The organism is Erwinia sp. CGal63, assembly GCF_037026505.1.
Taxonomy (GTDB): Bacteria; Pseudomonadota; Gammaproteobacteria; order Enterobacterales; family Enterobacteriaceae; genus Erwinia.
The window spans coordinates 153,872-174,761 of the sequence record NZ_JAKUMN010000006.1 but is presented as its reverse complement, the minus strand read 5'-3'; the positions used below and the strand labels follow the sequence as shown (position 1 = coordinate 174,761).

Here is a 20,890-nt window from a genome sequence, read left to right as displayed (position 1 = left end):
AGGTCAGCTTCAAGGTTTTATTGATCTTCACGCCGGTTAACCGCGCAAAATGCGATCCAGTATCCGACCCGGCAGCAAACGGCGCAGCAAACTCAGCGCATGGGCGACCACCGTCACAGGATAGCGCAGACGAGGCCGTTTACTCTCCAGCGCGTGGCGCAGCTTCGGCAGAATCGCTTCCGGCGGCAATGTGAAACGGGCGGCGATGCCGGGGTTTTTCACCGGCTTTTCCCGTTCGGCCTGGTTCACGTTATCGGTAAAGCGGGTTTTGATCGGGCCGGGTTCAATCAGGCTGACCTGAACGCCGCTGCCGTGCAGCTCCATACGCAGTGCGTCCGTCCAGGCTTCCAGCGCATATTTGCTGGCCGCGTAGGCGCCGCGTCCCGGCGTGGCGACCAGGCCCATCACCGAACTGGTGTTGATGATGCGGGCCTGGCCGCTGGCGCGTAAAGCCGGCAGTAGCAGCATTGTCAGCTGGTGAGTGCCGAAAAAATTGGTGGAGAACTGCTGCTCCATCTGCTGGCGGCCGATCGCGGTCAGCGGGCCGTAAACGCCATAGCCGCCGTTATTGAACAGGGCATAAAGCCGGTTATCGCTGAGGGCCAGAATTTGCTCTGCGGCGCGCGTCACGCTTTCGCTGCTGTCGAGATCCATTTCGATGCCGATAAAGCCCAGCTCGTTCATTCGCTCCACGTCCTGCGGCTTACGGCATACGGCCAGAATACGATAGCCGCGGCGCAGCAAATCATTAGCGGCGGCCAGGCCGATGCCGCTGGAAGCGCCGGTAATCACTACTGTTTTTTGCATAACTTTACCTGTAAGCGGTCTGCATCTTCGGTTACTCATGGTTAACTAGCGGAGCCAGCGCTTTCGCCATTACGTCAGCGATAAAAGGCTGCGCGTCCGGATTGGGATGAATGCCGTCCTGCTGCATCCACTCTGGCTTCAGATAAACCTGCTCCATAAAAAAGGGCAGCAGCGGCAGAGAAAACTCTTTCGCCAGCCTGGGGTAGACATCGCTGAAGGCTTCCGTGTAGCGACGGCCATAGTTAGGCGGCAGGCGGATTTGCATCAGCAACGGCTGCGCGCCCGCGGCCTGTACCTGGCGGATGATCTGCCGCAGCTGCTGCTCCAGCTGCTGCGGAGGAAAACCGCGCAGGCCGTCGTTTCCTCCCAGTTCAATCAGCACCCAACGTGGCTGATGCTGCTTCAGCAGGGCAGGCAGGCGAGCCAGTCCCTGCGCCGCCGTATCGCCGCTTATGCTACCGTTAATGATAGCGGGGGATTTCTGCCATTTATCATTGAGTAACGCTGGCCACGCGGCGCTGGCGGACATGCGATAGCCGGCGCTCAGACTGTCGCCGAGCACCAACAGCTTGTCCGCCGCCGTCGCCCGCAGCGTCGTCAGAGCCAAAAATAACAGGATAAGGTAATGCCAGCGGAAAACATTCTTGAAGTTCATCGTCTTAGTAAGTCCGTCGGTCAGGGTGAGCATCAGCTTTCCATCCTTACCGGAGTTGAGCTGGTTGTCAAACCGGCTGAAACCATCGCGCTTATCGGCGAGTCCGGTTCCGGTAAATCGACGCTGCTGGGTATTCTCGCCGGTCTGGACGATGGCAGCGCGGGCGAAGTTTTCCTGCTGGGGTCGCCTCTGCATCAGATGGATGAGGAGCAGCGGGCGGCGCTGCGGGCCAAAAGCGTCGGCTTCGTGTTTCAGTCTTTTATGCTGGTGCCGACGCTAAACGCGCTGGAAAACGTGCAGCTTCCGGCGCTGCTGCGCGGCGAAAGCGATGCGCAAAGCCGCGAGCAGGCCAGGAGCCTGCTGACGCAGCTGGGGTTGGCGGCGCGCCTGAGCCATATGCCGTCGCAGCTTTCCGGCGGCGAGCAGCAGCGCGTGGCGCTGGCCAGGGCTTTCAGCGGTCATCCGGCGCTGCTGTTCGCCGATGAGCCGACCGGTAATCTCGATCGCCAAACCGGCGAACGCATTGTCGACCTTCTTTTTTCGCTAAACCGCGATTTCGCCACCACGCTGATCCTGGTTACTCACGATGAGCAGCTGGCCGCCCGTTGCGATCGGCGTTTGCGTATGCGCGACGGCAAACTCCAGGAGGAAGCATGATCTGGCGCTGGTTCTGGCGGGAGTGGAGATCGCCGTCGCTGCTGATTGTCTGGCTGGCGCTGACGCTGGCGGTAGCCTGCGTGCTGGCGCTGGGCTCGCTCAGCGACAGAATGGAAAAAGGCCTGACGCAGCAGAGCCGCGATTTTATGGCGGGCGATCGCACGCTGCAAAGTTCGCGCGCGGTGCCTGAAGCCTGGCTGGAGGAAGCCAGACGTGCAGGGTTGCAGGTTGGCCGACAGCTGACCTTTATGACCATGACCTTCGCCGGCGAGACGCCGCAGCTGGCCGCGGTAAAAGCCGTGGACGATCGCTATCCCATGTTCGGCGAGCTGGCTACCGAGCCGGCAGGATTGCGGCCCGCAGCAGGCACCGTGCTGGCCGCGCCGAGGCTGTTGGCGCTGTTGAATCTCAAGGCGGGCAGCGAGCTGGATGTCGGCGACGCCACGCTGCATGTTGCCGGCGAAGTGATTCGCGAACCTGACGCCGGCTTTAATCCTTTCCAGACCGCGCCGCGCCTGCTGATGAATCTGGCCGATGTCGGGAAAACGGGCGCGGTACAGCCAGGCAGCCGCCTGACGTGGCGCTATAAATTCGCCGGCACGCCCTCGCAATTGGCGAACTACGATCGCTTTATTCAGGCCAACATCAAACCCGATCAGCGCTGGATCAGCGTGGAAAACTCGGAAGATGCGCTGGGCAAATCGATGCAGCGCGCCCAGCAGTTTCTGCTGCTGTCGGCACTATTGACGCTGTTGCTGGCGATCGCGGCGGTCGTGGTCGCCATGAACCACTACTGCCGCAGCCGCTACGATCTGGTCGCCGTCCTGAAAACGCTGGGCGCTGGTCGGGCGGCCCTGCGTAAACTGATTATCGGGCAGTGGCTGGCCGTACTGCTGCTGGCGGCGATTTGCGGCGGCCTCGCGGGCAAAGCTTTCGAAGCGCTACTGCTGCATATGCTCGGGCCGGTGCTGCCGGGCGAATTGCCCGCTGCGAGCTTCTGGCCCTGGCTGTGGGCGATAGGTTCGCTCTTCACAATTTCTCTGTTGGTCGGCCTGCGGCCTTATCGTTTGCTGTTAGCCACTCAGCCGCTGCGGGTATTGCGACGCGACGCGGTGGCCGTAGTCTGGCCGCTAAAATTTTATCTTCCCGCTATGGCTGCGACAATCGTCGCCTTACTGGCGCTGCTGGTCGGCGGCAGCAAGCTGCTCTGGGCGCTGATAGTCGGTATTTTGCTGCTGACGCTGCTGCTGGGTGGTCTGGGCTGGGGCGCATTGTTGCTGCTGCGAAGGCTGCGCGTCCGTAATCTGCCTTTTCGGCTGGCGGTCAATCGGCTGCTGCGCCAGCCGTCGGCCACCTTCAGCCAGCTGGCCGCCTTTTCGCTCTCCTTTATGCTGCTGGCTCTACTGCTGGTGATGCGTGGCGATCTGCTGGATCGCTGGCAGCAGCAGCTACCGCCGGACAGTCCTAACTATTTCCTGCTGAACTTGACTGAGGATCAGGTACCGCAGGTGAGCGCTTTCCTGAAGGCGCGTCAGGTCGAAACGCAGACCTTTTACCCGATCGTCCGGGCAAGACTGACCGGCATTAACCAGCAGCCTGCGGATCCCTCGCTGGATAACTCGCTGAACCGGGAGCTTAATCTCACCTGGCTTCAGCAGCTGCCCGACCACAATCCTCTCGTCGCCGGCAGCTGGCCGCCGAAAGAGGGCGAAGTTTCTATAGAGGAGGCGCTGGCGGGCAGACTTGGCGTCAGGCTGGGCGATACGCTGACCTTTACCGGCGACACGCAAACCTTTTCCGCCAGAATCAGTAGCCTGCGTAAAGTGGACTGGGAGAGCCTTAAGCCAAACTTTTTCTTTATTTTTCCGCCCGGCGCGCTGGACGGCCAGCCGCAAACCTGGCTGACCAGTTTTCGTGTCGAGAATGACAATGCGCTGCTGGCGCAGCTTAACCGCGCTTTTCCCACGCTCAGCCTGCTGGATATCGGCAGCATTCTACGGCAGATAGGGCAGGTGCTGGCGCAGGTCAGCCAGGCGCTGGAGATCATGGTGGTGCTGGTTACCGCCTGCGGTATTTTACTGCTGCTGGCGCAAATCCAGGTCGGCATGCGCCAGCGCAGGCAGGAACTGGTCGTCTGCCGCACCTTAGGCGCGGGGAAAAAGCTGCTGCTGAGGACGCTGTGGTGCGAATTCGCGCTGCTGGGCTGCGTATCGGGCATTGCCGCCGCGACAGGCGCGGAAGCGGCGCTGTGGGCGCTGCAGCGTAAAGTTTTCGATTTCCCCTGGCAGCCTGACTACCTGATGTGGCTGATTTTGCCCTTAACGGGCACCGTCATACTCTCCGCGTGCGGCGGCTGGCTTGGCATAAGATTACTTAAAGGAAAGGCATTGTTCAGAGGGTATAACGCAGCGTAGAATAAAGGCCGATAGCAATCGGCCTTTATCGTTTTATCTTCATCGTCTGTTCGGAAACACCTGGGATATTCTGAATGGTTTTGCCTGACCTGTTTTTTCAGGAGTGGATAAAGGCCCCGAATAATGTAGATAGTGGAATAGGGAAATAGCTGAAATGTTGGATCTGCTGGATATAAAATATCGTCACCTTTCTGAGTTGAAGTCGAATGAGCTTTTTTCATTAAGAAAAAGGGTGTTCAAAGACAGACTCAACTGGATGGTTAACAGTCAGAATGAAATGGAATTTGATGAATACGACAACGAACGGACCACATACGTTTTTGGCATCCATCAAGATACCTGTGTTTGCAGCCTGCGCTTTATTGAAACAAAATATCCTAATATGATCACCGGCACGTTCCGCTCATGGTTCAGCGATTACACGCTTCCGGAAGGGAATTTCGTAGAGGCCAGCCGTCTTTTTATTGATAAAGAGCGGATTAGCCAATTAAAACTGCGTCAGAAGCCCGTCAGCGCGCTGCTTTTCCTGTCGATGATTAATTACGCCAGACACTATAAGTATGAAGGCATCTATGCGATTGTCAGTCATCCTATGTATCTCATTTTTAAACGTTCGGGATGGGAAATCAACGTCGAAGCGCAAAGCTATTCCGAGAAAAAGGAAAAGATATTTCTGATATTTATGCCGGTGGATGACAGGAATCAGCAAATACTCATCAACCTGGTTAAATCGAAGGCACCCGAGTTACAGATAACGCTGGATGCCTGGCCGCTTTCATTCCCCGTCAGCCAGCACAGGCCTGATCAGCTGTAGCTCTATGCTTAACCGAATCGCGTGCTTCATATTGGTGACGCCTAATTTTTTCACCGCGTTGCCAATATGGTACTTAACCGTGGTGAGTTTAATCCCCAGAATCAGCGCAATTTCCTGATAAGATTTCCCTACGCTGGCCCAGTAGATAATTTCATTTTCTCTTTTAGAAAATATCTCCCGCGTATTCATCTCGTCGAAATCACTTTTTCTGGCCTGCTCCTGATAGAGCGCCGTCAGCTTTTCATGCGCGTTGATCAACAACATTTGCAGCTTGTTTTTATTGGTCTGAATAATCTCTTCTATATTATCGTCACAGGAGTCATCAAGCATGATGGAAAGCACGACAAGATTGTTGTTGTGATCGTGAAGGACAAAAGTATAGCCATTAATAATATTATGGTTGCGCGCCATGTCGAAGAGCTTAGGAACTTTCACGCCCTTATTTAGCATGATGTTTTCGTCCCACGAGAACGGCGAGACGCGATAAAGCGCGGTAATGAGTACGGGATCGATAAACTGAAAGTTGTTCTCGACATACACCTGAAACCATTCCGGCCTGTTGGAAATGATAGAAAAATCCGCCGGGTTCCGTTTACTCATAATCGCGTAGGCATATTTAACGTTATTAAACTGTGCCAGTTTTCGCTCAATATAATCTTTTATTGAGGAATTGATAACCTGATTACTAAAAAATGATTTAGACATGTCATTATCTCCCTGAGAAAGTGAGGCTTCCATCGTCAATGGCCGACTTTACCATGCTTTTAAAGCCAAACCTAACGTTACGCTTTACTCTGCCAGGTGGCTGAAGATGATTCGTATAATTAAAAAGATTAAATAATGTTCAGTATGACGAAGCAACTATAGTAGCTTCTTATCGCAGAGGATGAAACCGGAGGTTGGAACGAAAGCACTATTTGATGAAGAGAGGGGAGGAGAACCAAACCAGACCCTAAATGCGTAAAAGATGTAAAAAATCTTACGTATTTATCCTGACTGTCTGAGAGTGGTTCCCTTGGTGTTGGCAAAGAAAACTTCTAATTACTTAATAGTATTATGTATTTATTGTTTTGTTCGCCACTACAATACGGCTTTCGTTTATAAAATGATAGCCATACTTAAGTACAGTTAAGCACTGTCCTTTTTCAAATGCGCGCTGGCCCAGGCTATACCGCTGGCGTAATCCGCAGGCAAGTCAGGCGTCAGCGCCTGCAAAGCCTGCTGCAGCGATTCATGGCTGGTATCGATAAGATTAAGGTGGCCAACCTTGCGGCCCGGACGCACCTCTTTTTCATACCAGTGCAGGTGAACCAGCGGCTGCTGTAGCCAGGCGAGGTTTACCGCTGTACCAATCAGGTTGATCATCACGGAAGGTGTACTAACGACCGGCTTCGGCAGCGGCAGATCCAGGATAGCGCGCAGATGCAGCTCAAACTGGCTAATCGAGGCGCCATTCTGCGTCCAGTGGCCGCTGTTGTGTACGCGTGGAGCCAGCTCGTTAATCAGCAAACCCTGCGGCACCACAAAACACTCCATCGCCATTACGCCGACATAATTTAGCTCGTGCATAATCGCTGCAAGCATACTTTCCGCCTGCTCTTGCTGCGCCGCATCCGGCTCAGGGAGCACCACGCTGGCACGCAGAATGCCATCCTGATGCAGATTATGGGTCAGTGGATAGAAGACAGTGCTGCCGTCGTGAGCGCGAGCGCCGACCAGCGAAACCTCGCCGGAGAAGTTAATACCCTGTTCCACAATGCATTCGCCGTAGCAGTCCGCAGGCAGGGAAGCGGCGTCGTTTGCCCGCAGACGCCACTGGCCGCGGCCATCGTAGCCGCCGGTGCGGCGCTTTACGATAGCCAGCTCGCCTAATTTTTCGAACACTTCTGGCCACTCGGCCGCTTCGCTTAACAGCTGCCACGGCGCTGTCGCCAGGTTTAGCCGATCCAGCAGCTGTTTTTGCGTCAGGCGATCCGCCAGCAGCGGAAAAATATCACGGTTAACAAAAGCGTTATGGTTAGCCAGCTCTCGTGTCAGCGCTGTTTCAGGCCAGCGTTCGATTTCCGCCGTGATCACGCTCTGCTGGATCGGCAGCGCTTCCGGTTCAGCGTCCAGCCCGACAGGATAGACGGCGATGCCCAGCGGCTCGCCAGCCTGACGCAGCATGCGGCCAAGCTGCCCATTTCCTAGTACGCAAACTGGTTTCATGCTTCCTCCCGCGGATCCGGATGATGCAACACTTCATCCGTCTGGCTTTGCCGCCAGCCGGCCAGCCGTTTCGCCAGCTCAGCGTCGTGCAGCGCCAGAATTTGTGCTGCCAGCAGCGCGGCGTTGGCCGCGCCAGCTTTACCGATAGCCAGCGTGCCGACCGGAATACCGCGCGGCATCTGCACAATAGAATAGAGGCTGTCGACGCCGCTCAGCGCCGCGCTTTGTACCGGTACGCCCAGCACGGGCACCAGCGTTTTCGCCGCCAGCATACCGGGCAAATGGGCCGCGCCGCCTGCGCCGGCGATGATAACCTGGAATCCGTTCTCCTCGGCCTGTTCAGCGAAACTGAACAGCTTGTCCGGCGTACGGTGCGCTGATACCACTTCGCAATGGAAGGGAACGGCCAGGCTGGTAAGGATATCCGCGGCAAATTGCATGGTTGCCCAGTCACTTTTGGAACCCATTACAATCGCGATGCGGGCCGGTGCGGCGTTGGAAGACATGCGGGTCTGACTCCTGTGATTATACAAATATCACCCATCAACCGGCGGGCTGACGGATGGGAAGGAGTGAGAGAATAGCATGACTGGAAAGCAAGGAAAACGTTTGCTCTGGCAGGAAAACGGCGGAGAACGCCGCTTTGGGCGAATCAGAAAGGAAAAGCGATTAGCCTGATTTCATCCGCGCTGACTTTAATCATCGACCCTTCGCTATGCCAGGCGCCCAGCACGGCGCGCTCGGCCGGCCGGCCGTCAACGGTCAGCGAATGGATTGCGGGACGATGGGTGTGACCATGGATCAGATACCGCACCTGATGACGGCTCATCGCCGCCTGCACGGCTTCGGCGTTGACATCCATAATAGCTACGTCTTTGCTGCGGTTAGCCTGTTTGCTGCCGGCCCGCATTTTCAGGGCAATACGTTGACGCAGAGCCAGCGGCAGCGCCAGAAAAAGCTTTTGCAGCCAGCGCTGGTGAACCTTACGGCGAAAACGCTGATAGCCTTCATCATCGGTACACAGCGTATCGCCATGCATAATCAGGATGCGGCGACCATAGAGGTTCAGCAGCTGCTCCTGCGGCAGCAGTCGCATACCGCTGGCGGCGGCAAAACGCTGCCCGAGCAAAAAATCGCGATTACCGTGAATAAAATAGCAGGGCACGCCGGCGAGCCGTAAGGCATCCAGCGCGGCGGCAATCTCCGCGTGTAGCGGATTAGGATCGTCGTCGCCAATCCACGCTTCGAAAAGATCGCCGAGGATATAGAGCGCGTCGACCTGACGCGCTTCGCGCCGTAAAAATGCAAGAAAACCGGCAGTAATTGCCGGTTCTTCTTCACACAGATGTAAATCTGCGATAAACAGCGTGTGCGACATTATTCGCTGACGGTGACTTTCTGGATCACCACATCTTCTTTCGGCACATCCTGATGCATGCCGCTGCGGCCGGTGGCAACGCCTTTGATTTTCTCAACCACGTCCATGCCTTCCACCACTTCGGCGAACACGCAATAGCCCCAGCCCTGCAGACTTTCGTCGCGGAAGTTCAGGAAGTCGTTATCGGCAACGTTAATAAAGAACTGCGCGGTAGCGGAATGAGGCGCCTGAGTACGGGCCATCGCCAGCGTGCCTTTGGTGTTTTTCAGGCCGTTGTTGGCTTCGTTACGGATTTCCGCTTTGGTGGCCTTCTGCTGCATGCCTGGTTCAAAGCCGCCGCCCTGGATCATAAATCCATTGATAACACGGTGGAAAATGGTGTTGTCGTAAAAACCTTCACGGCAGTAATCCAGGAAGTTTTTAACGGTTTCCGGCGCTTTATCGTCAAAGGTTTTAATAACGATATCGCCATGATTAGTCTGGAAAGTGACCATATTCTCATCCTGTAAAGGTTGAAGGAGTGGGTTCAACAGCCGTCAGCGTCTTGGCTGACAGGCAGTAAAATAGAGCGCTCTTATATCACAAAATGTGATGACGAGTCAGCACCGCTGCATAAACGGAAGCGGGCGGAGCCTTGCTTTGCATAGCGCTTGCGTTAACAATACGTCAGAATATGCATATCACTGTCACGATCGCACACGTTAAAAACGGAATGTCTCAATGCTAAAGATTTTCAACACCCTGAGTCGTCAAAAAGAGGAATTTAAACCTATCCATGCCGGGAAGATCGGCATGTACGTGTGCGGCATCACCGTTTACGACCTGTGTCATATTGGCCACGGACGCACTTTCGTCGCCTTTGACGTTGTCGCACGTTATTTGCGTTTTCTGGGCTATTCGCTGAACTATGTCCGCAACATCACCGATATTGACGACAAAATTATCAAGCGCGCCAACGAGAACGGGCAGAGCATTCAGGAGCTGACCGATCTGATGATCGGGGAAATGCACATGGATTTCGCCGCGCTGAAGATTCTGCCTCCTAATCAGGAGCCGCGCGCCACACATCATATCGACGATATTATTGAGCTGGTCAGCAAGCTTATCGCTCGCGAGCACGCCTATGTCGCCAGCAATGGCGACGTCATGTTCTCCGTAGCCAGCGATCCGGATTATGGTCTGCTGTCGCGTCAGGATCTGGAACAGCTTCAGGCGGGCGCTCGCGTGGAAGTGGCCGCAGACGTTAAACGCAACCCCATGGACTTTGTGCTGTGGAAAATGTCGAAGGCCGGTGAGCCGGGCTGGGCTTCTCCGTGGGGAGAAGGGCGTCCGGGCTGGCATATCGAATGTTCGGCGATGAACTGCAAGCAGCTGGGCGAACATTTTGATATTCACGGCGGCGGTTCCGATCTGATGTTCCCGCACCATGAGAATGAAATCGCGCAGTCCACCTGTGCGCACGACGGCCCTTACGTCAATTACTGGATGCATTCCGGTATGGTGATGGTGGATCGCGAGAAAATGTCCAAGTCGCTGAACAATTTCTTTACCGTGCGCGACGTGCTGGAGTACTACGACGCGGAAACCGTGCGCTACTTCCTGATGTCGGGCCACTATCGCAGCCAGCTGAACTATAGCGAAGAGAATCTGAAACAGGCGCGTGCGGCGCTGGAAAGGCTTTATACCGCGCTGCGTAATACCGATCCTCGGGCGGAGATAGCGGGCGGCGAAGCTTTTGAAGCCCGCTTCCGTGAAGCGATGGACGACGATTTCAATACGCCGGAAGCCTATTCAGTGCTCTTCGATATGGCGCGCGACGTCAACCGTCTGAAAGCTGAAGATATGGCGGCAGCGAACGGCCTGGCAGGGAAACTGCGTCAGCTGGCCGGCGTGCTGGGGCTACTGGAGCAGGATCCGGAAGTATTCCTGCAGAGCGGCGCGCAGAGCAACGATGATGAAGTCGCGGAAATCGAAGCGCTGATTAAAATGCGCAACGACGCGCGCAAAGAGAAAAACTGGGCGCAGGCCGACGTGGCCAGAGACAAGCTGAACGAGCTGGGAATTATTCTGGAAGATGGGCCGCAGGGCACCAGCTGGCGCCGTAAATAACGAAATATTCAGGGGCTGCGGCCCCTGAATAGCCTCGGCGATTACGCCACTACCTTAACGCTGTTGCCGTCGAAAGCCACGGTCTGGCCGGCGACGATTTTACAGCGCTTACGGGTTTCCACCGCGCCGTCTACGGTCACGTAGCCGTCTGCGATCAGCGCCTTAGCCATCGCGCCGCTTTCCGCCCAGCCTTCCAGCTTCAGCAGATCGCACAGGTCTACGTGCGGATGTTTACCTAAAGAAAAAGTTGCCATTATTCTGCTCCATCATGAAATTCTTCGCACGCCTGCAGGGTATTCTGGATCAGCGTGGCTACGGTCATCGGGCCGACGCCGCCCGGAACCGGCGTAATAAAAGAAGCTCGCGCTGAAGCGGCTTCAAAATCAACATCGCCAACCACTTTGCCGCTTTCCAGACGATTGATGCCGACATCGATAACAATGGCGCCTGGTTTAATCCAGTCGCCCGGAATAAAGCCAGGTTTGCCGACGGCGACAATCAGCAGATCGGCATGTTCAATATGATGACGCAGATTTTTGGTAAAGCGGTGCGTTACGGTGGTGGTGCAGCCCGCCAGCAGCAGCTCCATGCTCATCGGGCGGCCAACAATATTCGAAGCGCCAACCACCACCGCGTTTAAGCCGAAGGTGTCGATTTCGTAGCGCTCCAGCAGCGTCACTATGCCGCGCGGCGTGCAGGGACGCAGTTTAGGCGCGCGCTGACAGAGACGCCCGACGTTATAAGGATGAAAGCCATCCACGTCTTTTGAGGGGGCGATGCGCTCCAGTACCTTCACGTTATCAATGCCAGCCGGCAGCGGCAGCTGCACCAGGATCCCGTCGATGTCACCATCGGCGTTCAGCTTGTCGATCAGCGCCAGCAGCTCCGCTTCGCTGGTAGAGGCGGGCAGATCGTAAGAACGGGAGATAAAGCCTACTTCTTCGCAAGCGCGGCGCTTGCTGCCTACATAAATTTGCGAAGCCGGGTTTTCACCCACCAGCACCACCGCGAGGCCCGGCGCGCGTTTGCCGGCCGCCAGCCGTTGCTGAACTTTTTCCGCAACTTCAAGGCGCACCTGGTGCGCAATCGTTTTACCGTCAATAATCTTTGCTGCCATCAGAAAGGGGATCCATCTGTGTTGAGTTAAAACGGGAGATGGCGCCTATTCTGGCAGAAGCGCGCGCCGCTGTCAGGCACAGATTCAGGCGAGGCTGTTCAATAGTGCAGCAACAAACTGAGCCGCTAAGTAAAATCGTTGACTCGACGGCTTCGCGCCGTATAATCCGAGCCAGTTCCCCATGCGCCCTTAGCTCAGTTGGATAGAGCACCGGCCTTCTAAGCCGTAGGTCACAGGTTCGAATCCTGTAGGGCGTACCAAATTCGCAAGCGTTTAAACCAGTTTCAATCCTCCCTGATTACGTCACTCCCCAAAAGAATAATTAGTGGTTTCCGAAGCCTGCACTGACCGACTATCCCTGAAGCTCTCATCCCGTAAAACTGCGTCGCGCTGAACTGCCCATTTCCAAAAAATCGACTAAAATAATCTGTCCATGACCCTGACCACCCGAGGTTCTTTGTGAAGAAAAGCGAACTCCCCACAAAAATCTGTACGGTTTGCGGACGGCCATTTACATGGCGTAAGAAGTGGGAAAAGTGCTGGGATGAAGTGCGGAAATGCTCCGAGCGTTGTCGGCGTAAGTGAGCCGCGTTCGCACTAATTTGTTAATATCACGCGCCAGATTACATAAACTCCACCAATGCATGCCTTACGACTGAGTAATCGGCAGGTTGAATGCCATCGTCAAGTTTGATTTTAAAACTTACCTGCCAAAACCACATGAAAACCAAATTTTACATAGCCTTCGAAACTTGCCTTTTACTCCACAAATAATATTAATAATATTAATATTAATTAAATTACTGATATTTTAATTATCTATTAACCTGCCGTAAGACAGCCTGGCGCAGGAAATTAATTTCATTCATAAACAGTGGTTTACGCTATGTATTTTTATTTTTTATATTTCTTACGGTCGTTAAGAAAATCAGTTTCTCCTTATTTCAACTCTGTTTAATCTTGCCTTGTATAGTAGGGATAGGTGGCAATAACTATACTCAGCGTGGGAGAGGGAAATGAGTAAATTAATAGCTATACTGAATTTTGAAGAAGGCTATCGTGAAGCCCCTTATCTTGACACACTTGGCTTTCCAACCGTCGCTGGCGGAATAAAAATCGGGCCGCAAAATGCGCCGCTGAGTTACTATCAGTTTACCGTGCCGCGCGAGGTTGGCGACGTCTGGAAAAAATGCATGGTGGATGAGAAAACCGCGCAGATGGCAAACCAGACCGCTATTATGGCCGCACTGGAAAAATGCAACGCTGCCCGCGCGGATATGCTTTATTCGATGGCGTACCAGATGGGCGTAGCCGGGCTGGCCGGTTTTCGTAACACGCTGGCCATGATTGCGGCAGAGAATTTTTCCGGCGCGGCAGAAGGCATGTTGAACAGCCTGTGGGCCAGGCAAACACCAAACCGTGCCCGGCGTCATGCGGAAGTGATGCGCACGGGCACCTATGCAGCCTATGATGGGCTTATCTGACAGCGCCTGCCGATGGCAACGGCGCTGGCAGAAAGCCTATCATCCGGTCAGCAGCATCCCGATAAAACGATCTACCGGCCATGCTTTGCTGTCTGAAACCTGGCCGTCGCCAATCTCAACCAGTCTTAATTCGCCCTGTTTGTTTTCGATCATATCGACAGAAAAAAACGGGCTCTCTATACGTTCCGCAATTTCTTTTACGCTTTCAGGAATAAAATCGTCAGCGGCAAAGACTTTTTTATGCAGGACAAAATAGCGCTTCTCACTCTCTTTCCTGAAATCTTCAAAACGACGAAGACAAATGCCGCCGGTAATTTCACCACGAAATTTCTGTAGTAACTGAATAATTTCCCTGACTTCCTCTGCGTTATGCGCCACCGAGCCACGAGCCGTGGTTAAAGACTTCACATAGTCCTTCACAAAGAAAGCAGGCCAGGGCAGCCTGCTTAGCAGGGCATCGAAATCGGCATCCGCCGCAACAACTTCCGTCTCCGGCGTGAATTCGCGGCAAAGATCATACCAGCCCGGCAGATAGTGGCAGCGAAGATACGCCTCTGGCGAAGTCATCATCTCCACGCCTTTTTTGGCAACGGCGGAACAGAGCTGACGATACTCCCGATCCGACATCATCCAGCCGCGCCAGATTGCTGGATTACCGGGTTGAAAAGCGGTGGAGAAACGGTATTCGCCCATAGCTGCGGCATCCGACGACAGCAGCAAACAATGCAGCCCTTTTTCTCGTGCGCATTCATATTCCTGAGCATAGGCTTCATCAGGAATTTTGGGTGAAAATAGCTGCGCGGGATAGATAATTTGCACAGAATACTCCTTTTCCTTGCACAGATAATTCTCTTTCCGGGTGAAAGAGTTCCTTTTATCAACCAAATAGTATTGCTGTTTTGGTTGGATAAACAGACTACCTAATAATGCTTTATTTACCAACTCGGAATAACGCCCGCTAGAACAAGCGGGCAGGCTGAAGCAGTTATATTCATCCGGCGACAGTGAATGATTGATTAATGAGCCTCATTCATAACATCAACCTCCGGCGCGCCGCTAATCACGGCAGGCTATCGCTGCTATGCTTCTTTACCCTGAAACAGACTATGCCCCGCTATATCATGAGCGAGGCATGCTTAGTTACAACGTACTAACAGAACCGGAGCCGAAAGAGGAGATCGAGCATGCAGCGGGAACAAGCCCTTATTTATGACCTGGTCGCCTGGATCGACGCCAACATCCATCTGCCGCTGAAAATTAACGATGTGGCGGAGAGAGCGGGTTACTCAAAATGGCATCTGCAAAGAATGTTTCAGCGCGTGATGGGGAAAAACCTGGGCAACTCTATTCGCGATACCCGACTTGCGCTGGCGGCAAGAGATCTGATTAAATCCACCGAAACGGTAATGACCATCTCTCAGAAATATGGCTATGAATCCCAGCAAACCTTCACCCGTATTTTTGCCAGAAAGTACCAGGCGCCGCCAGCCGCATTCAGAAAAATCCACGCGCAGAAGCGCGACCACAGTGATTATTGCTGAGTTGGCGTCATCGACGAAGCCTCCGTTGAAGGGAGATTTATGAACGGCTGATAGAATCGGCAGCGACTACGTTCATCTCAAGGATTGCTATGCGTCTTCTTCCGGCGGCTGTCGCGGCCATGCTGCTGACGGGCTACGCTTCTGCTTCTCCCCAACGCGTCGAGGTAAACAGAAGCGCGAAATATGATTTTTACTCGGATCATTTTTTTGAGCCGGTTCACGATTGCCTGTTGCAGAACGTAACGAAAAAAGGCTATCAGCTGGAATGGCGCAGAGGCGAGGTAACTCATGGCATTAACCGGTATGAGCTGCGCCAGGCGGGTAAATTCGTCGGCTATCTGGATCTGGATACCGCCAGCGGCGGGCTTACCGCCTCAACGCACACTAAAAAGGACGCGCGGCTTATTCAGGATCTGAACTCGGCTATCGAGCTGTGTCAGAAATATATGGATGAGCTTCCGGGCCGCTAACTCTTCTCAGGCTACCCTGTACTTTTCTTCGCCGTTGCCGATAACACTCACAGAGTGATAAGCCGCGTGCCGTTGTACGCCGCTTACCAGCGTACAAACAGCAGGCAACCAGAGGTAGTTAATGGATAATTTCCAGAGAGAGATTGACGAGAGAGCGAATCTCGCCTTATCCAACAAGTTCGAGCTTCTGTTATTTCGTTTAGGTTCCGATCAGAACGACGCGAAATCAGAACTTTTCGGCATTAACGTATTTAAACTGCGTGAAATCGTGCCTATGCCGCCTGTAACCAAAGCGGCCGGGATGAAATCGCCGCTGCTGGGCATGGCGAATATTCGCGGCCAGTTTATCCCGGTTATCGATCTGCCTGCCGTGGCGGGCTGCACGCCGGAAACGGGCCTGAACCTGCTACTGGTGACGGAGTATGCCCGTAGCACCCAGGCGTTCGCCGTGGAATCCGTCGACGATATCGTGCGGCTGAACTGGAGCCAGATCCATACGGCAGAATCGGGTATCAGCAGCCGTAATATTACCAGCATCGCCTGCCTGGACGATAAAACCAACAGCATGGCGATGGTACTGGACGTAGAGCAAATCCTGCATGACGTTATCCCTTCAGTGCGGGATGTTAAACAGGAAGACGTTAAGCTTAAGGCGTTCAACATCAAGCCTGGCTCGGTAGCTATCGTGGCAGAAGATTCCAAAGTCGCGCGCCAGATGCTGGCACAGGGACTGGAAGTGATGGGTATTCCTGCCGTGATGCATACTACCGGCAAAGAGGCCTGGGATAAGATCAAGCTGATGGCGCAGCAGGCGATGGCGGAAGGGGTTTCCATTCACGACAAAATCGCGATGGTGCTGACCGATCTGGAAATGCCGGAGATGGATGGTTTCACCCTGACGCGCAATATTAAAAGCGATTCGGGCCTGAAAAACATTCCTGTGGTGATCCACTCTTCGCTTTCGGGCAGCGCCAACGAAGACCATGTACGCAAGGTTGGCGCCAACGGTTATGTCGCCAAATTTGAGATCAACGAGCTCTCCGCTGTTATCCATAAAGTTCTGGAAGAAGCTGGAAATTGATCGTGACTGGCGGTCATCCGGCCGCCATATAACAGTAATGAGCCAGGTTCAGCACGGCATTAAGCATAAAAGCGAAGCCCAGAGTACGATAAACGCGGCTTTGGCGCTTCACGGCCAGCCAGAAAAAAAGGCAGCCAGCAAAAAATAATATAATGGCGGCTATTAACATCGATGCTCTCTGCGAATGTAATTAATAACAGCCATTATAGCTTATCCGTTAATCTATTAATATGCGCTTGCACAGTGCGTTTTATCGTCATTATTCTGAGTGTCCTTTCTTATTTTTACTTCTTATATTTTTAAAGTTTCAGATAATAAAGTATAGGCGCAAAGTCAGAAGTACATTATTATTTGCGCTGTCAGAAAATAAGGAGATGATAATGACCATACTGGAAGTGAAAAAAGTACTCTATCTTAATAATCATCAGGATGAATATTTAAGGTATGAAATCCTCGCGAACGAAGCAGGGCAGGCCATCCTCGTTTTAGTGCAGATGTCGCTACAAAACCAGATCGGCCAGCTCTCCTGGGCCGTATGGACAAAGGTCGACGAGCTGCCTTTGCCCGCAGAAGAAACAGCAAAAGCGACGCCTGAAGAGGCGCTGCGCATGGCTATTGATGCCTGCATAAAGCATCGCGCCGAATGGCAGGCGCAGGCTTAATCCGCAATCGCCTTAAAGCTGTTGCGGACAGCTTTAAGGTTATGCGCTATTACTGACGCTTATCCCCGCCCTGAAAAACGTCGGCGCAAGGCTTACGGGTTTGCTTTCTGCGCGAAGCTGCTGCTACTCTGGCGCTCCCTGTGCCCGCCTCGGTAATGATAATGATTTGGCTGATGCTTCTGACTTTGGTAGTGGTTTTTGTTATTGGTTTTCGCGTACTCAATTCCCGAACCCGACGCGCTACCGGCGCGCTGACCAAACGATTGAATATCGATCCGGTTTATGTTGAGTCATTGCTCAGCCTGATGGGCCAGACAGCCGGCAAAGAGTTTGTCGATTATCTCTCCCGCGATAGCGAAGCGCACTTAAGCAACGCGGCAAGCGTACTGCTAATCTGGCAGCTGTTTCTGGTGGATGAGTCTGAAGAGAATATCGTCTTCTGGCGCGGCGTGCTGAAGGAAGCCTGGCTGCCGACAGAGCTGGCGGGCGAACACGTTCGGCTGGCGCTAAAATTCCTGCGGGAACTGGAGCCGGACGCCCAGGAAATGCATGCTTTTCGCCTGCGCTACAATGCTCGCTTTGCGCCCGATATCACTGTCGCTGAAGGCGAAGGAAATAACGTGGTGTCGATTCATTCTCATTCGCATTACCACTGAATAATTTTTCCTGTCTGTTCACGCCTGGCATTATCACCCAGCTGAATTATCTTTAAGGCGTTATAAGGAAATAGTGCCTTTATCGAGCGGGAAAGTAATGGCAAAGCCTCTTTTTTGAACACAACATCCGGGTAGCAATTATATTGCTGTTTTATAACAAAGTTATAAAACTTAACTAAAAACAAATTTAATTTAATTTTTACATTTCGAAATACTTTTATCCATAACATTACTTTTTTTCTGGTCGATAACAAAAGCTATTAACTCAAATTACATTTTATTATCATGTGAGAGTCGTAATGTTATGCTGCTACAAAAAGAAACTACCCGGCGTAAATTTTTACTGGGGTCGCTGCTAGCGCTGCCGCTTGGCGAACTGGTCTTTAAAGGATTAACGGCGGCGCAGGCGGCTGAAATGGCCGCGCCCGATCTGCTCGATTACAAACCTATTTTCTTCTCCGCCAGCGAATGGCAATTTGTTATGGCCGCCTGCGATCGTCTGATCCCGGCCGGCGGCAAAGGCAAAGCGCCTGGCGCGCTGGAAACCAACGTCCCAATCTTTATCGATCAGCAAATGCATGGCGATATGGGCAGCGAAATCTATATGCAGGGCCCGTTTGATCCTCATGCGCCGGCCACGATGGGTTATCAAATTCCTTTTCGTCCACAGCAAATCCTGCAAACCGGCATTCGTCTGGTCGACGGCTGGTGTCAGCAGAACCATCAGAAAGCCTTCCACGAACTGGCGACAGCCGATCAGGAAGCCGTATTAACTCAGGTGCAAAAAAATCAGATCCGCTTCGCCGATCTGGGAGAAAGCGCGCTGCAGGGTTCGCAGTTCTTTAGCGAATTACTCTCCAATACCAAACATGGCTACCTCGCCGACCCGATGTACGGCGGCAATAAGGGGATGAAGGCGTGGATTGCGATTGGCTTCCCCGGCGCGCGCGCCAGCTATATGGAATGGGTTAAGCAGCATAACGTTCCTTATCCGCTGGGCCCGATTAGCATCAAGGGCGAAAGAGCCTGAGTTTTTCTCTGATTACAGACTGGCAGGATTGAAAATGGCAACAGTAAATAAAGAAGAAGTCGACGTAGTCGTAGTCGGCCTGGGCTGGGCTGGCTCGCTGATGAGTATCGAGCTGGCGATGGCCGGACTGAAAGTGCGCGCGCTGGAGCGCGGCGGCGACCGTGGTTATGAAGAGTTCGCCTATCCGAAACCGGCGGATGAGTACGCTTACGGCGTGCGGAACAAAGTGATGGCGACGCCAGCGGAAGCGGCGGTCACCGTGCGTTACAACATGAGCCAGACGGCGCTGCCAACCCGCAAATGGGGAGCTTTTGCGCCAGGCACGGGCGTCGGCGGTTCCGGTCTGCACTGGACGGCGGTACTGATCCGTCCAACGCCAACCGATCTCAAGCTGAAAACCTATGCGGATCAGGCTTATGCGCCGGGTATCCTGCAGGAAGATATGCGCATTATGGACTTCCCGTTCAGCTGGGACGAAATCGAGCCGTACTACACTAAGTTTGAGCATATCTGTGGGCAGTCCGGCACGACCGGCAACCTGCGCGGCCAGATTATGGAAGGCGGCGATCCCTTTGAAGGGCCGCGCTCCGAGCCTTACCCGCTGCCGGCGCTGGAAGAGACGCTCAATACCACCATGTTCGCCAAAGCGGCGAAAAAGCTGGGCTATCATCCGTTCCCGAACCCTTCGGCATGCGTTTCCCGCGCCTGGACCAACCCGTACGGCAACCAGATCGCGCCATGTAACTACTGCGGCTACTGCAGTAAATATCCCTGCCTGAACTACTCCAAAGCCTCGCCACAGACGGCGGTAATGGATGCGCTGAAGCGTATGGACAACTTCTCTTACGAAGTGCACGCCAACGTGATGAAAGTCGTGCTGCACGACGACAAGAAAACGGCGAAAGGCGTGATCTACATCGACGCGCAGGGCAACGAATGCTTCCAGCCGGCGAAAATCGTGGTGCTGAGCAGCTTCCAGTTCTGCAACGTTCGCCTGATGCTGCTCTCCGGCATCGGCAAACCTTACAACCCGATTACCGAAGAGGGCGTGGTTGGACGTAACTACGCCTTCCTGAGCAACGGCGGCGCCACGCTGTTCTTCAAGGATAAAAATTTCAACCCGTTCGCGACAGCAGGCGCTACCGGACAGATGTTTAACGACATCTCGCCTGGCAACTTCGACGGCCCGTCGCTGGGCTTTATCGGCGGCGCGAAAATCCACAGTTCGCAGGCTACCGGCACGCCAATCAGTACCGCGCTGCCGAAAGGCACGCCAGCATGGGGAACCGGCTGGAAAGAGGGGCTGGAAGAGTGGTACGGCCACTCGATGAAGATCAGCATCACCACCACCTGCCAGTCCTATCGCGATATCTATCTGGATCTGGATCCGAACTACAAAGATGAATATGGCTATCCGCTGCTGCGCATGACCTTTGACTGGAAACTGAACGAACTGAAACTGCAGCAGTATCTGAAAGGCATCGTCAGCGATATCACCAAAGAGCTGAACCCGGACAGCTACAGCGAAAGCTTCCTGCCGATGGACGCGCACTTCGACCTGACCAAATATGTCTCCACCCACAACGTGGGCGGCGCGGTAATGGGCGATAACCCGAAAACCTCGGCGCTGAACAAGTACCTGCAAAGCTGGGATGTGCACAACGTCTTTGTGCCGGGCGGCAACGCTTTCCCGCAGAACTTCCAGGCGAACCCGACCGACACTATCGGCGCGCTGACGCTGATGGCGGCGCAGGCGATCAAAGATATCTACCTGAAAAACCCAGGCCCAATGGTACAGGCGTAAGCG

The 20,890-nt window shown here is 53.8% G+C and carries 23 protein-coding genes and 1 tRNA gene; 14 read left to right on the top strand and 10 right to left on the bottom strand.

Annotated elements, in window-relative coordinates; genetic code table 11:
• Nucleotides 1-36: 36 nt before the first annotated feature.
• Together MKZ79_RS17715 and tesA are read right to left on the bottom strand one after the other, a co-directional pair.
• On the bottom strand, nt 37-807 hold the full coding sequence (locus MKZ79_RS17715) for an SDR family oxidoreductase (protein ID WP_336143955.1): 771 nt from the start codon (nt 805-807) through the stop codon (nt 37-39).
• 31 nt (nt 808-838) lie between these two features.
• Nucleotides 839-1,462, bottom strand: a complete 624-nt coding sequence (gene tesA / locus MKZ79_RS17710; RefSeq protein WP_336143954.1) for a multifunctional acyl-CoA thioesterase I/protease I/lysophospholipase L1 — start codon at nt 1,460-1,462, stop codon at nt 839-841.
• Between tesA and ybbA the strand changes: the two genes are divergently transcribed.
• From ybbA to MKZ79_RS17695, 3 genes are all read left to right on the top strand, one after another.
• Nucleotides 1,433-2,119, top strand: coding sequence for a putative ABC transporter ATP-binding protein YbbA (gene ybbA, locus MKZ79_RS17705; protein ID WP_336143953.1), 687 nt, complete (start codon nt 1,433-1,435; stop codon nt 2,117-2,119). The two genes, tesA and ybbA, sit on opposite strands and share 30 nt — an antisense overlap.
• Nucleotides 2,116-4,533 (top strand): putative ABC transporter permease subunit YbbP, encoded by a 2,418-nt coding sequence (gene ybbP, locus MKZ79_RS17700; protein WP_336143952.1) that lies wholly within the window; start codon nt 2,116-2,118, stop codon nt 4,531-4,533. Before ybbA ends, ybbP begins: the two co-directional genes overlap by 4 nt.
• 154 nt (nt 4,534-4,687) lie before the next feature.
• A complete protein-coding gene (locus MKZ79_RS17695) occupies nt 4,688-5,347 on the top strand; it encodes an acyl-homoserine-lactone synthase (RefSeq protein ID WP_336143950.1) in 660 nt (219 codons plus the stop codon).
• Here MKZ79_RS17695 and MKZ79_RS17690 read toward each other — a convergent pair.
• From MKZ79_RS17690 to ppiB, 5 genes are all read right to left on the bottom strand, one after another.
• Nucleotides 5,309-6,052: a helix-turn-helix transcriptional regulator gene (locus MKZ79_RS17690; RefSeq protein ID WP_336144008.1), complete on the bottom strand. Its 744-nt coding sequence runs from the start codon at nt 6,050-6,052 to the stop codon at nt 5,309-5,311. The genes MKZ79_RS17695 and MKZ79_RS17690 overlap by 39 nt on opposite strands.
• 423 nt (nt 6,053-6,475) lie before the next feature.
• Nucleotides 6,476-7,555, bottom strand: coding sequence for a 5-(carboxyamino)imidazole ribonucleotide synthase (gene purK / locus MKZ79_RS17685; protein WP_336143949.1), 1,080 nt, complete (start codon nt 7,553-7,555; stop codon nt 6,476-6,478).
• Nucleotides 7,552-8,061 carry a 5-(carboxyamino)imidazole ribonucleotide mutase gene (gene purE, locus MKZ79_RS17680; RefSeq protein ID WP_336143948.1) on the bottom strand — a complete coding sequence of 170 codons (510 nt, stop codon included), beginning with the start codon at nt 8,059-8,061 and terminating at the stop codon, nt 7,552-7,554. The genes purK and purE overlap by 4 nt, the downstream gene beginning before the upstream one ends.
• A 146-nt stretch (nt 8,062-8,207) precedes the next feature.
• Nucleotides 8,208-8,933: a UDP-2,3-diacylglucosamine diphosphatase gene (gene lpxH, locus MKZ79_RS17675; RefSeq protein ID WP_336143947.1), complete on the bottom strand. Its 726-nt coding sequence runs from the start codon at nt 8,931-8,933 to the stop codon at nt 8,208-8,210.
• Entirely contained in the window at nt 8,933-9,427 is a 495-nt protein-coding gene (gene ppiB / locus MKZ79_RS17670) for a peptidylprolyl isomerase B (RefSeq protein ID WP_336143946.1), read from the bottom strand. The genes lpxH and ppiB overlap by 1 nt, the downstream gene beginning before the upstream one ends.
• Nucleotides 9,428-9,653: 226 nt before the next feature.
• Between ppiB and cysS the strand changes: the two genes are divergently transcribed.
• On the top strand, nt 9,654-11,042 hold the full coding sequence (gene cysS, locus MKZ79_RS17665) for a cysteine--tRNA ligase (protein ID WP_336143945.1): 1,389 nt from the start codon (nt 9,654-9,656) through the stop codon (nt 11,040-11,042).
• Nucleotides 11,043-11,083: 41 nt separating this feature from the next.
• On the opposite strand, the gene ybcJ is transcribed toward cysS, so the two are convergent.
• Both ybcJ and folD read right to left on the bottom strand, forming a co-directional pair.
• Nucleotides 11,084-11,296 carry a ribosome-associated protein YbcJ gene (gene ybcJ / locus MKZ79_RS17660; protein WP_336143944.1) on the bottom strand — a complete coding sequence of 71 codons (213 nt, stop codon included), beginning with the start codon at nt 11,294-11,296 and terminating at the stop codon, nt 11,084-11,086.
• Entirely contained in the window at nt 11,296-12,159 is an 864-nt protein-coding gene (gene folD, locus MKZ79_RS17655; protein ID WP_336143943.1) for a bifunctional methylenetetrahydrofolate dehydrogenase/methenyltetrahydrofolate cyclohydrolase FolD, read from the bottom strand. Before folD ends, ybcJ begins: the two co-directional genes overlap by 1 nt.
• 183 nt (nt 12,160-12,342) lie before the next feature.
• Between folD and MKZ79_RS17650 the strand changes: the two genes are divergently transcribed.
• The 3 genes from MKZ79_RS17650 (at nt 12,343) to MKZ79_RS17640 (ending at nt 13,643) form a co-directional block, all read left to right on the top strand.
• A tRNA-Arg gene (locus tag MKZ79_RS17650) sits at nt 12,343-12,419 on the top strand.
• Between the two features lie 199 nt (nt 12,420-12,618).
• Nucleotides 12,619-12,744 (top strand): DUF2256 domain-containing protein, encoded by a 126-nt coding sequence (locus MKZ79_RS17645; protein WP_187497670.1) that lies wholly within the window; start codon nt 12,619-12,621, stop codon nt 12,742-12,744.
• A 431-nt stretch (nt 12,745-13,175) separates the two neighbouring features.
• Nucleotides 13,176-13,643, top strand: coding sequence for a glycoside hydrolase family protein (locus MKZ79_RS17640; protein ID WP_336143942.1), 468 nt, complete (start codon nt 13,176-13,178; stop codon nt 13,641-13,643).
• Between the two features lie 39 nt (nt 13,644-13,682).
• On the opposite strand, the gene MKZ79_RS17635 is transcribed toward MKZ79_RS17640, so the two are convergent.
• Entirely contained in the window at nt 13,683-14,585 is a 903-nt protein-coding gene (locus MKZ79_RS17635; protein ID WP_336143941.1) for an ATP-grasp domain-containing protein, read from the bottom strand.
• 242 nt (nt 14,586-14,827) lie between these two features.
• Between MKZ79_RS17635 and MKZ79_RS17630 the strand changes: the two genes are divergently transcribed.
• The 7 genes from MKZ79_RS17630 (at nt 14,828) to MKZ79_RS17600 (ending at nt 20,887) form a co-directional block, all read left to right on the top strand.
• A complete protein-coding gene (locus MKZ79_RS17630; RefSeq protein WP_336143940.1) occupies nt 14,828-15,184 on the top strand; it encodes a helix-turn-helix domain-containing protein in 357 nt (118 codons plus the stop codon).
• A gap of 89 nt (nt 15,185-15,273) precedes the next feature.
• A complete protein-coding gene (locus MKZ79_RS17625; protein WP_336143939.1) occupies nt 15,274-15,654 on the top strand; it encodes a hypothetical protein in 381 nt (126 codons plus the stop codon).
• 121 nt (nt 15,655-15,775) lie between these two features.
• Nucleotides 15,776-16,735 (top strand): chemotaxis protein, encoded by a 960-nt coding sequence (locus MKZ79_RS17620; RefSeq protein WP_336143938.1) that lies wholly within the window; start codon nt 15,776-15,778, stop codon nt 16,733-16,735.
• A 380-nt stretch (nt 16,736-17,115) separates the two neighbouring features.
• Entirely contained in the window at nt 17,116-17,397 is a 282-nt protein-coding gene (locus MKZ79_RS17615; RefSeq protein ID WP_336143937.1) for a hypothetical protein, read from the top strand.
• Between the two features lie 161 nt (nt 17,398-17,558).
• The gene (locus MKZ79_RS17610) at nt 17,559-18,053 is read left to right on the top strand and encodes a DUF1198 family protein (RefSeq protein WP_336143936.1); all 495 of its coding nucleotides are present in this window, start codon (nt 17,559-17,561) and stop codon (nt 18,051-18,053) included.
• A 304-nt stretch (nt 18,054-18,357) separates the two neighbouring features.
• Nucleotides 18,358-19,083 carry a gluconate 2-dehydrogenase subunit 3 family protein gene (locus MKZ79_RS17605; RefSeq protein WP_336143935.1) on the top strand — a complete coding sequence of 242 codons (726 nt, stop codon included), beginning with the start codon at nt 18,358-18,360 and terminating at the stop codon, nt 19,081-19,083.
• Nucleotides 19,084-19,117: 34 nt separating this feature from the next.
• A complete protein-coding gene (locus MKZ79_RS17600; RefSeq protein WP_336143934.1) occupies nt 19,118-20,887 on the top strand; it encodes a GMC family oxidoreductase in 1,770 nt (589 codons plus the stop codon).
• Nucleotides 20,888-20,890: the final 3 nt, after the last annotated feature.

What these genes read in the sequence shown, in the direction of transcription:
- MKZ79_RS17715 (WP_336143955.1), bottom strand. Translation starts at nt 807, where the DNA reads ATGCAAAAAACAGTAGTGATTACCGGCGCTTCCAGCGGCATCGGCCTG.
- ybbA (WP_336143953.1), top strand. Translation starts at nt 1,433, where the DNA reads ATGCCAGCGGAAAACATTCTTGAAGTTCATCGTCTTAGTAAGTCCGTC.
- tesA (WP_336143954.1), bottom strand. Translation starts at nt 1,462, where the DNA reads ATGAACTTCAAGAATGTTTTCCGCTGGCATTACCTTATCCTGTTATTT.
- ybbP (WP_336143952.1), top strand. Translation starts at nt 2,116, where the DNA reads ATGATCTGGCGCTGGTTCTGGCGGGAGTGGAGATCGCCGTCGCTGCTG.
- MKZ79_RS17695 (WP_336143950.1), top strand. Translation starts at nt 4,688, where the DNA reads ATGTTGGATCTGCTGGATATAAAATATCGTCACCTTTCTGAGTTGAAG.
- MKZ79_RS17690 (WP_336144008.1), bottom strand. Translation starts at nt 6,052, where the DNA reads ATGTCTAAATCATTTTTTAGTAATCAGGTTATCAATTCCTCAATAAAA.
- purK (WP_336143949.1), bottom strand. Translation starts at nt 7,555, where the DNA reads ATGAAACCAGTTTGCGTACTAGGAAATGGGCAGCTTGGCCGCATGCTG.
- purE (WP_336143948.1), bottom strand. Translation starts at nt 8,061, where the DNA reads ATGTCTTCCAACGCCGCACCGGCCCGCATCGCGATTGTAATGGGTTCC.
- lpxH (WP_336143947.1), bottom strand. Translation starts at nt 8,933, where the DNA reads ATGTCGCACACGCTGTTTATCGCAGATTTACATCTGTGTGAAGAAGAA.
- ppiB (WP_336143946.1), bottom strand. Translation starts at nt 9,427, where the DNA reads ATGGTCACTTTCCAGACTAATCATGGCGATATCGTTATTAAAACCTTT.
- cysS (WP_336143945.1), top strand. Translation starts at nt 9,654, where the DNA reads ATGCTAAAGATTTTCAACACCCTGAGTCGTCAAAAAGAGGAATTTAAA.
- ybcJ (WP_336143944.1), bottom strand. Translation starts at nt 11,296, where the DNA reads ATGGCAACTTTTTCTTTAGGTAAACATCCGCACGTAGACCTGTGCGAT.
- folD (WP_336143943.1), bottom strand. Translation starts at nt 12,159, where the DNA reads ATGGCAGCAAAGATTATTGACGGTAAAACGATTGCGCACCAGGTGCGC.
- MKZ79_RS17640 (WP_336143942.1), top strand. Translation starts at nt 13,176, where the DNA reads ATGAGTAAATTAATAGCTATACTGAATTTTGAAGAAGGCTATCGTGAA.
- MKZ79_RS17630 (WP_336143940.1), top strand. Translation starts at nt 14,828, where the DNA reads ATGCAGCGGGAACAAGCCCTTATTTATGACCTGGTCGCCTGGATCGAC.
- MKZ79_RS17625 (WP_336143939.1), top strand. Translation starts at nt 15,274, where the DNA reads ATGCGTCTTCTTCCGGCGGCTGTCGCGGCCATGCTGCTGACGGGCTAC.
- MKZ79_RS17620 (WP_336143938.1), top strand. Translation starts at nt 15,776, where the DNA reads ATGGATAATTTCCAGAGAGAGATTGACGAGAGAGCGAATCTCGCCTTA.
- MKZ79_RS17615 (WP_336143937.1), top strand. Translation starts at nt 17,116, where the DNA reads ATGACCATACTGGAAGTGAAAAAAGTACTCTATCTTAATAATCATCAG.
- MKZ79_RS17610 (WP_336143936.1), top strand. Translation starts at nt 17,559, where the DNA reads ATGATTTGGCTGATGCTTCTGACTTTGGTAGTGGTTTTTGTTATTGGT.
- MKZ79_RS17605 (WP_336143935.1), top strand. Translation starts at nt 18,358, where the DNA reads ATGCTGCTACAAAAAGAAACTACCCGGCGTAAATTTTTACTGGGGTCG.
- MKZ79_RS17600 (WP_336143934.1), top strand. Translation starts at nt 19,118, where the DNA reads ATGGCAACAGTAAATAAAGAAGAAGTCGACGTAGTCGTAGTCGGCCTG.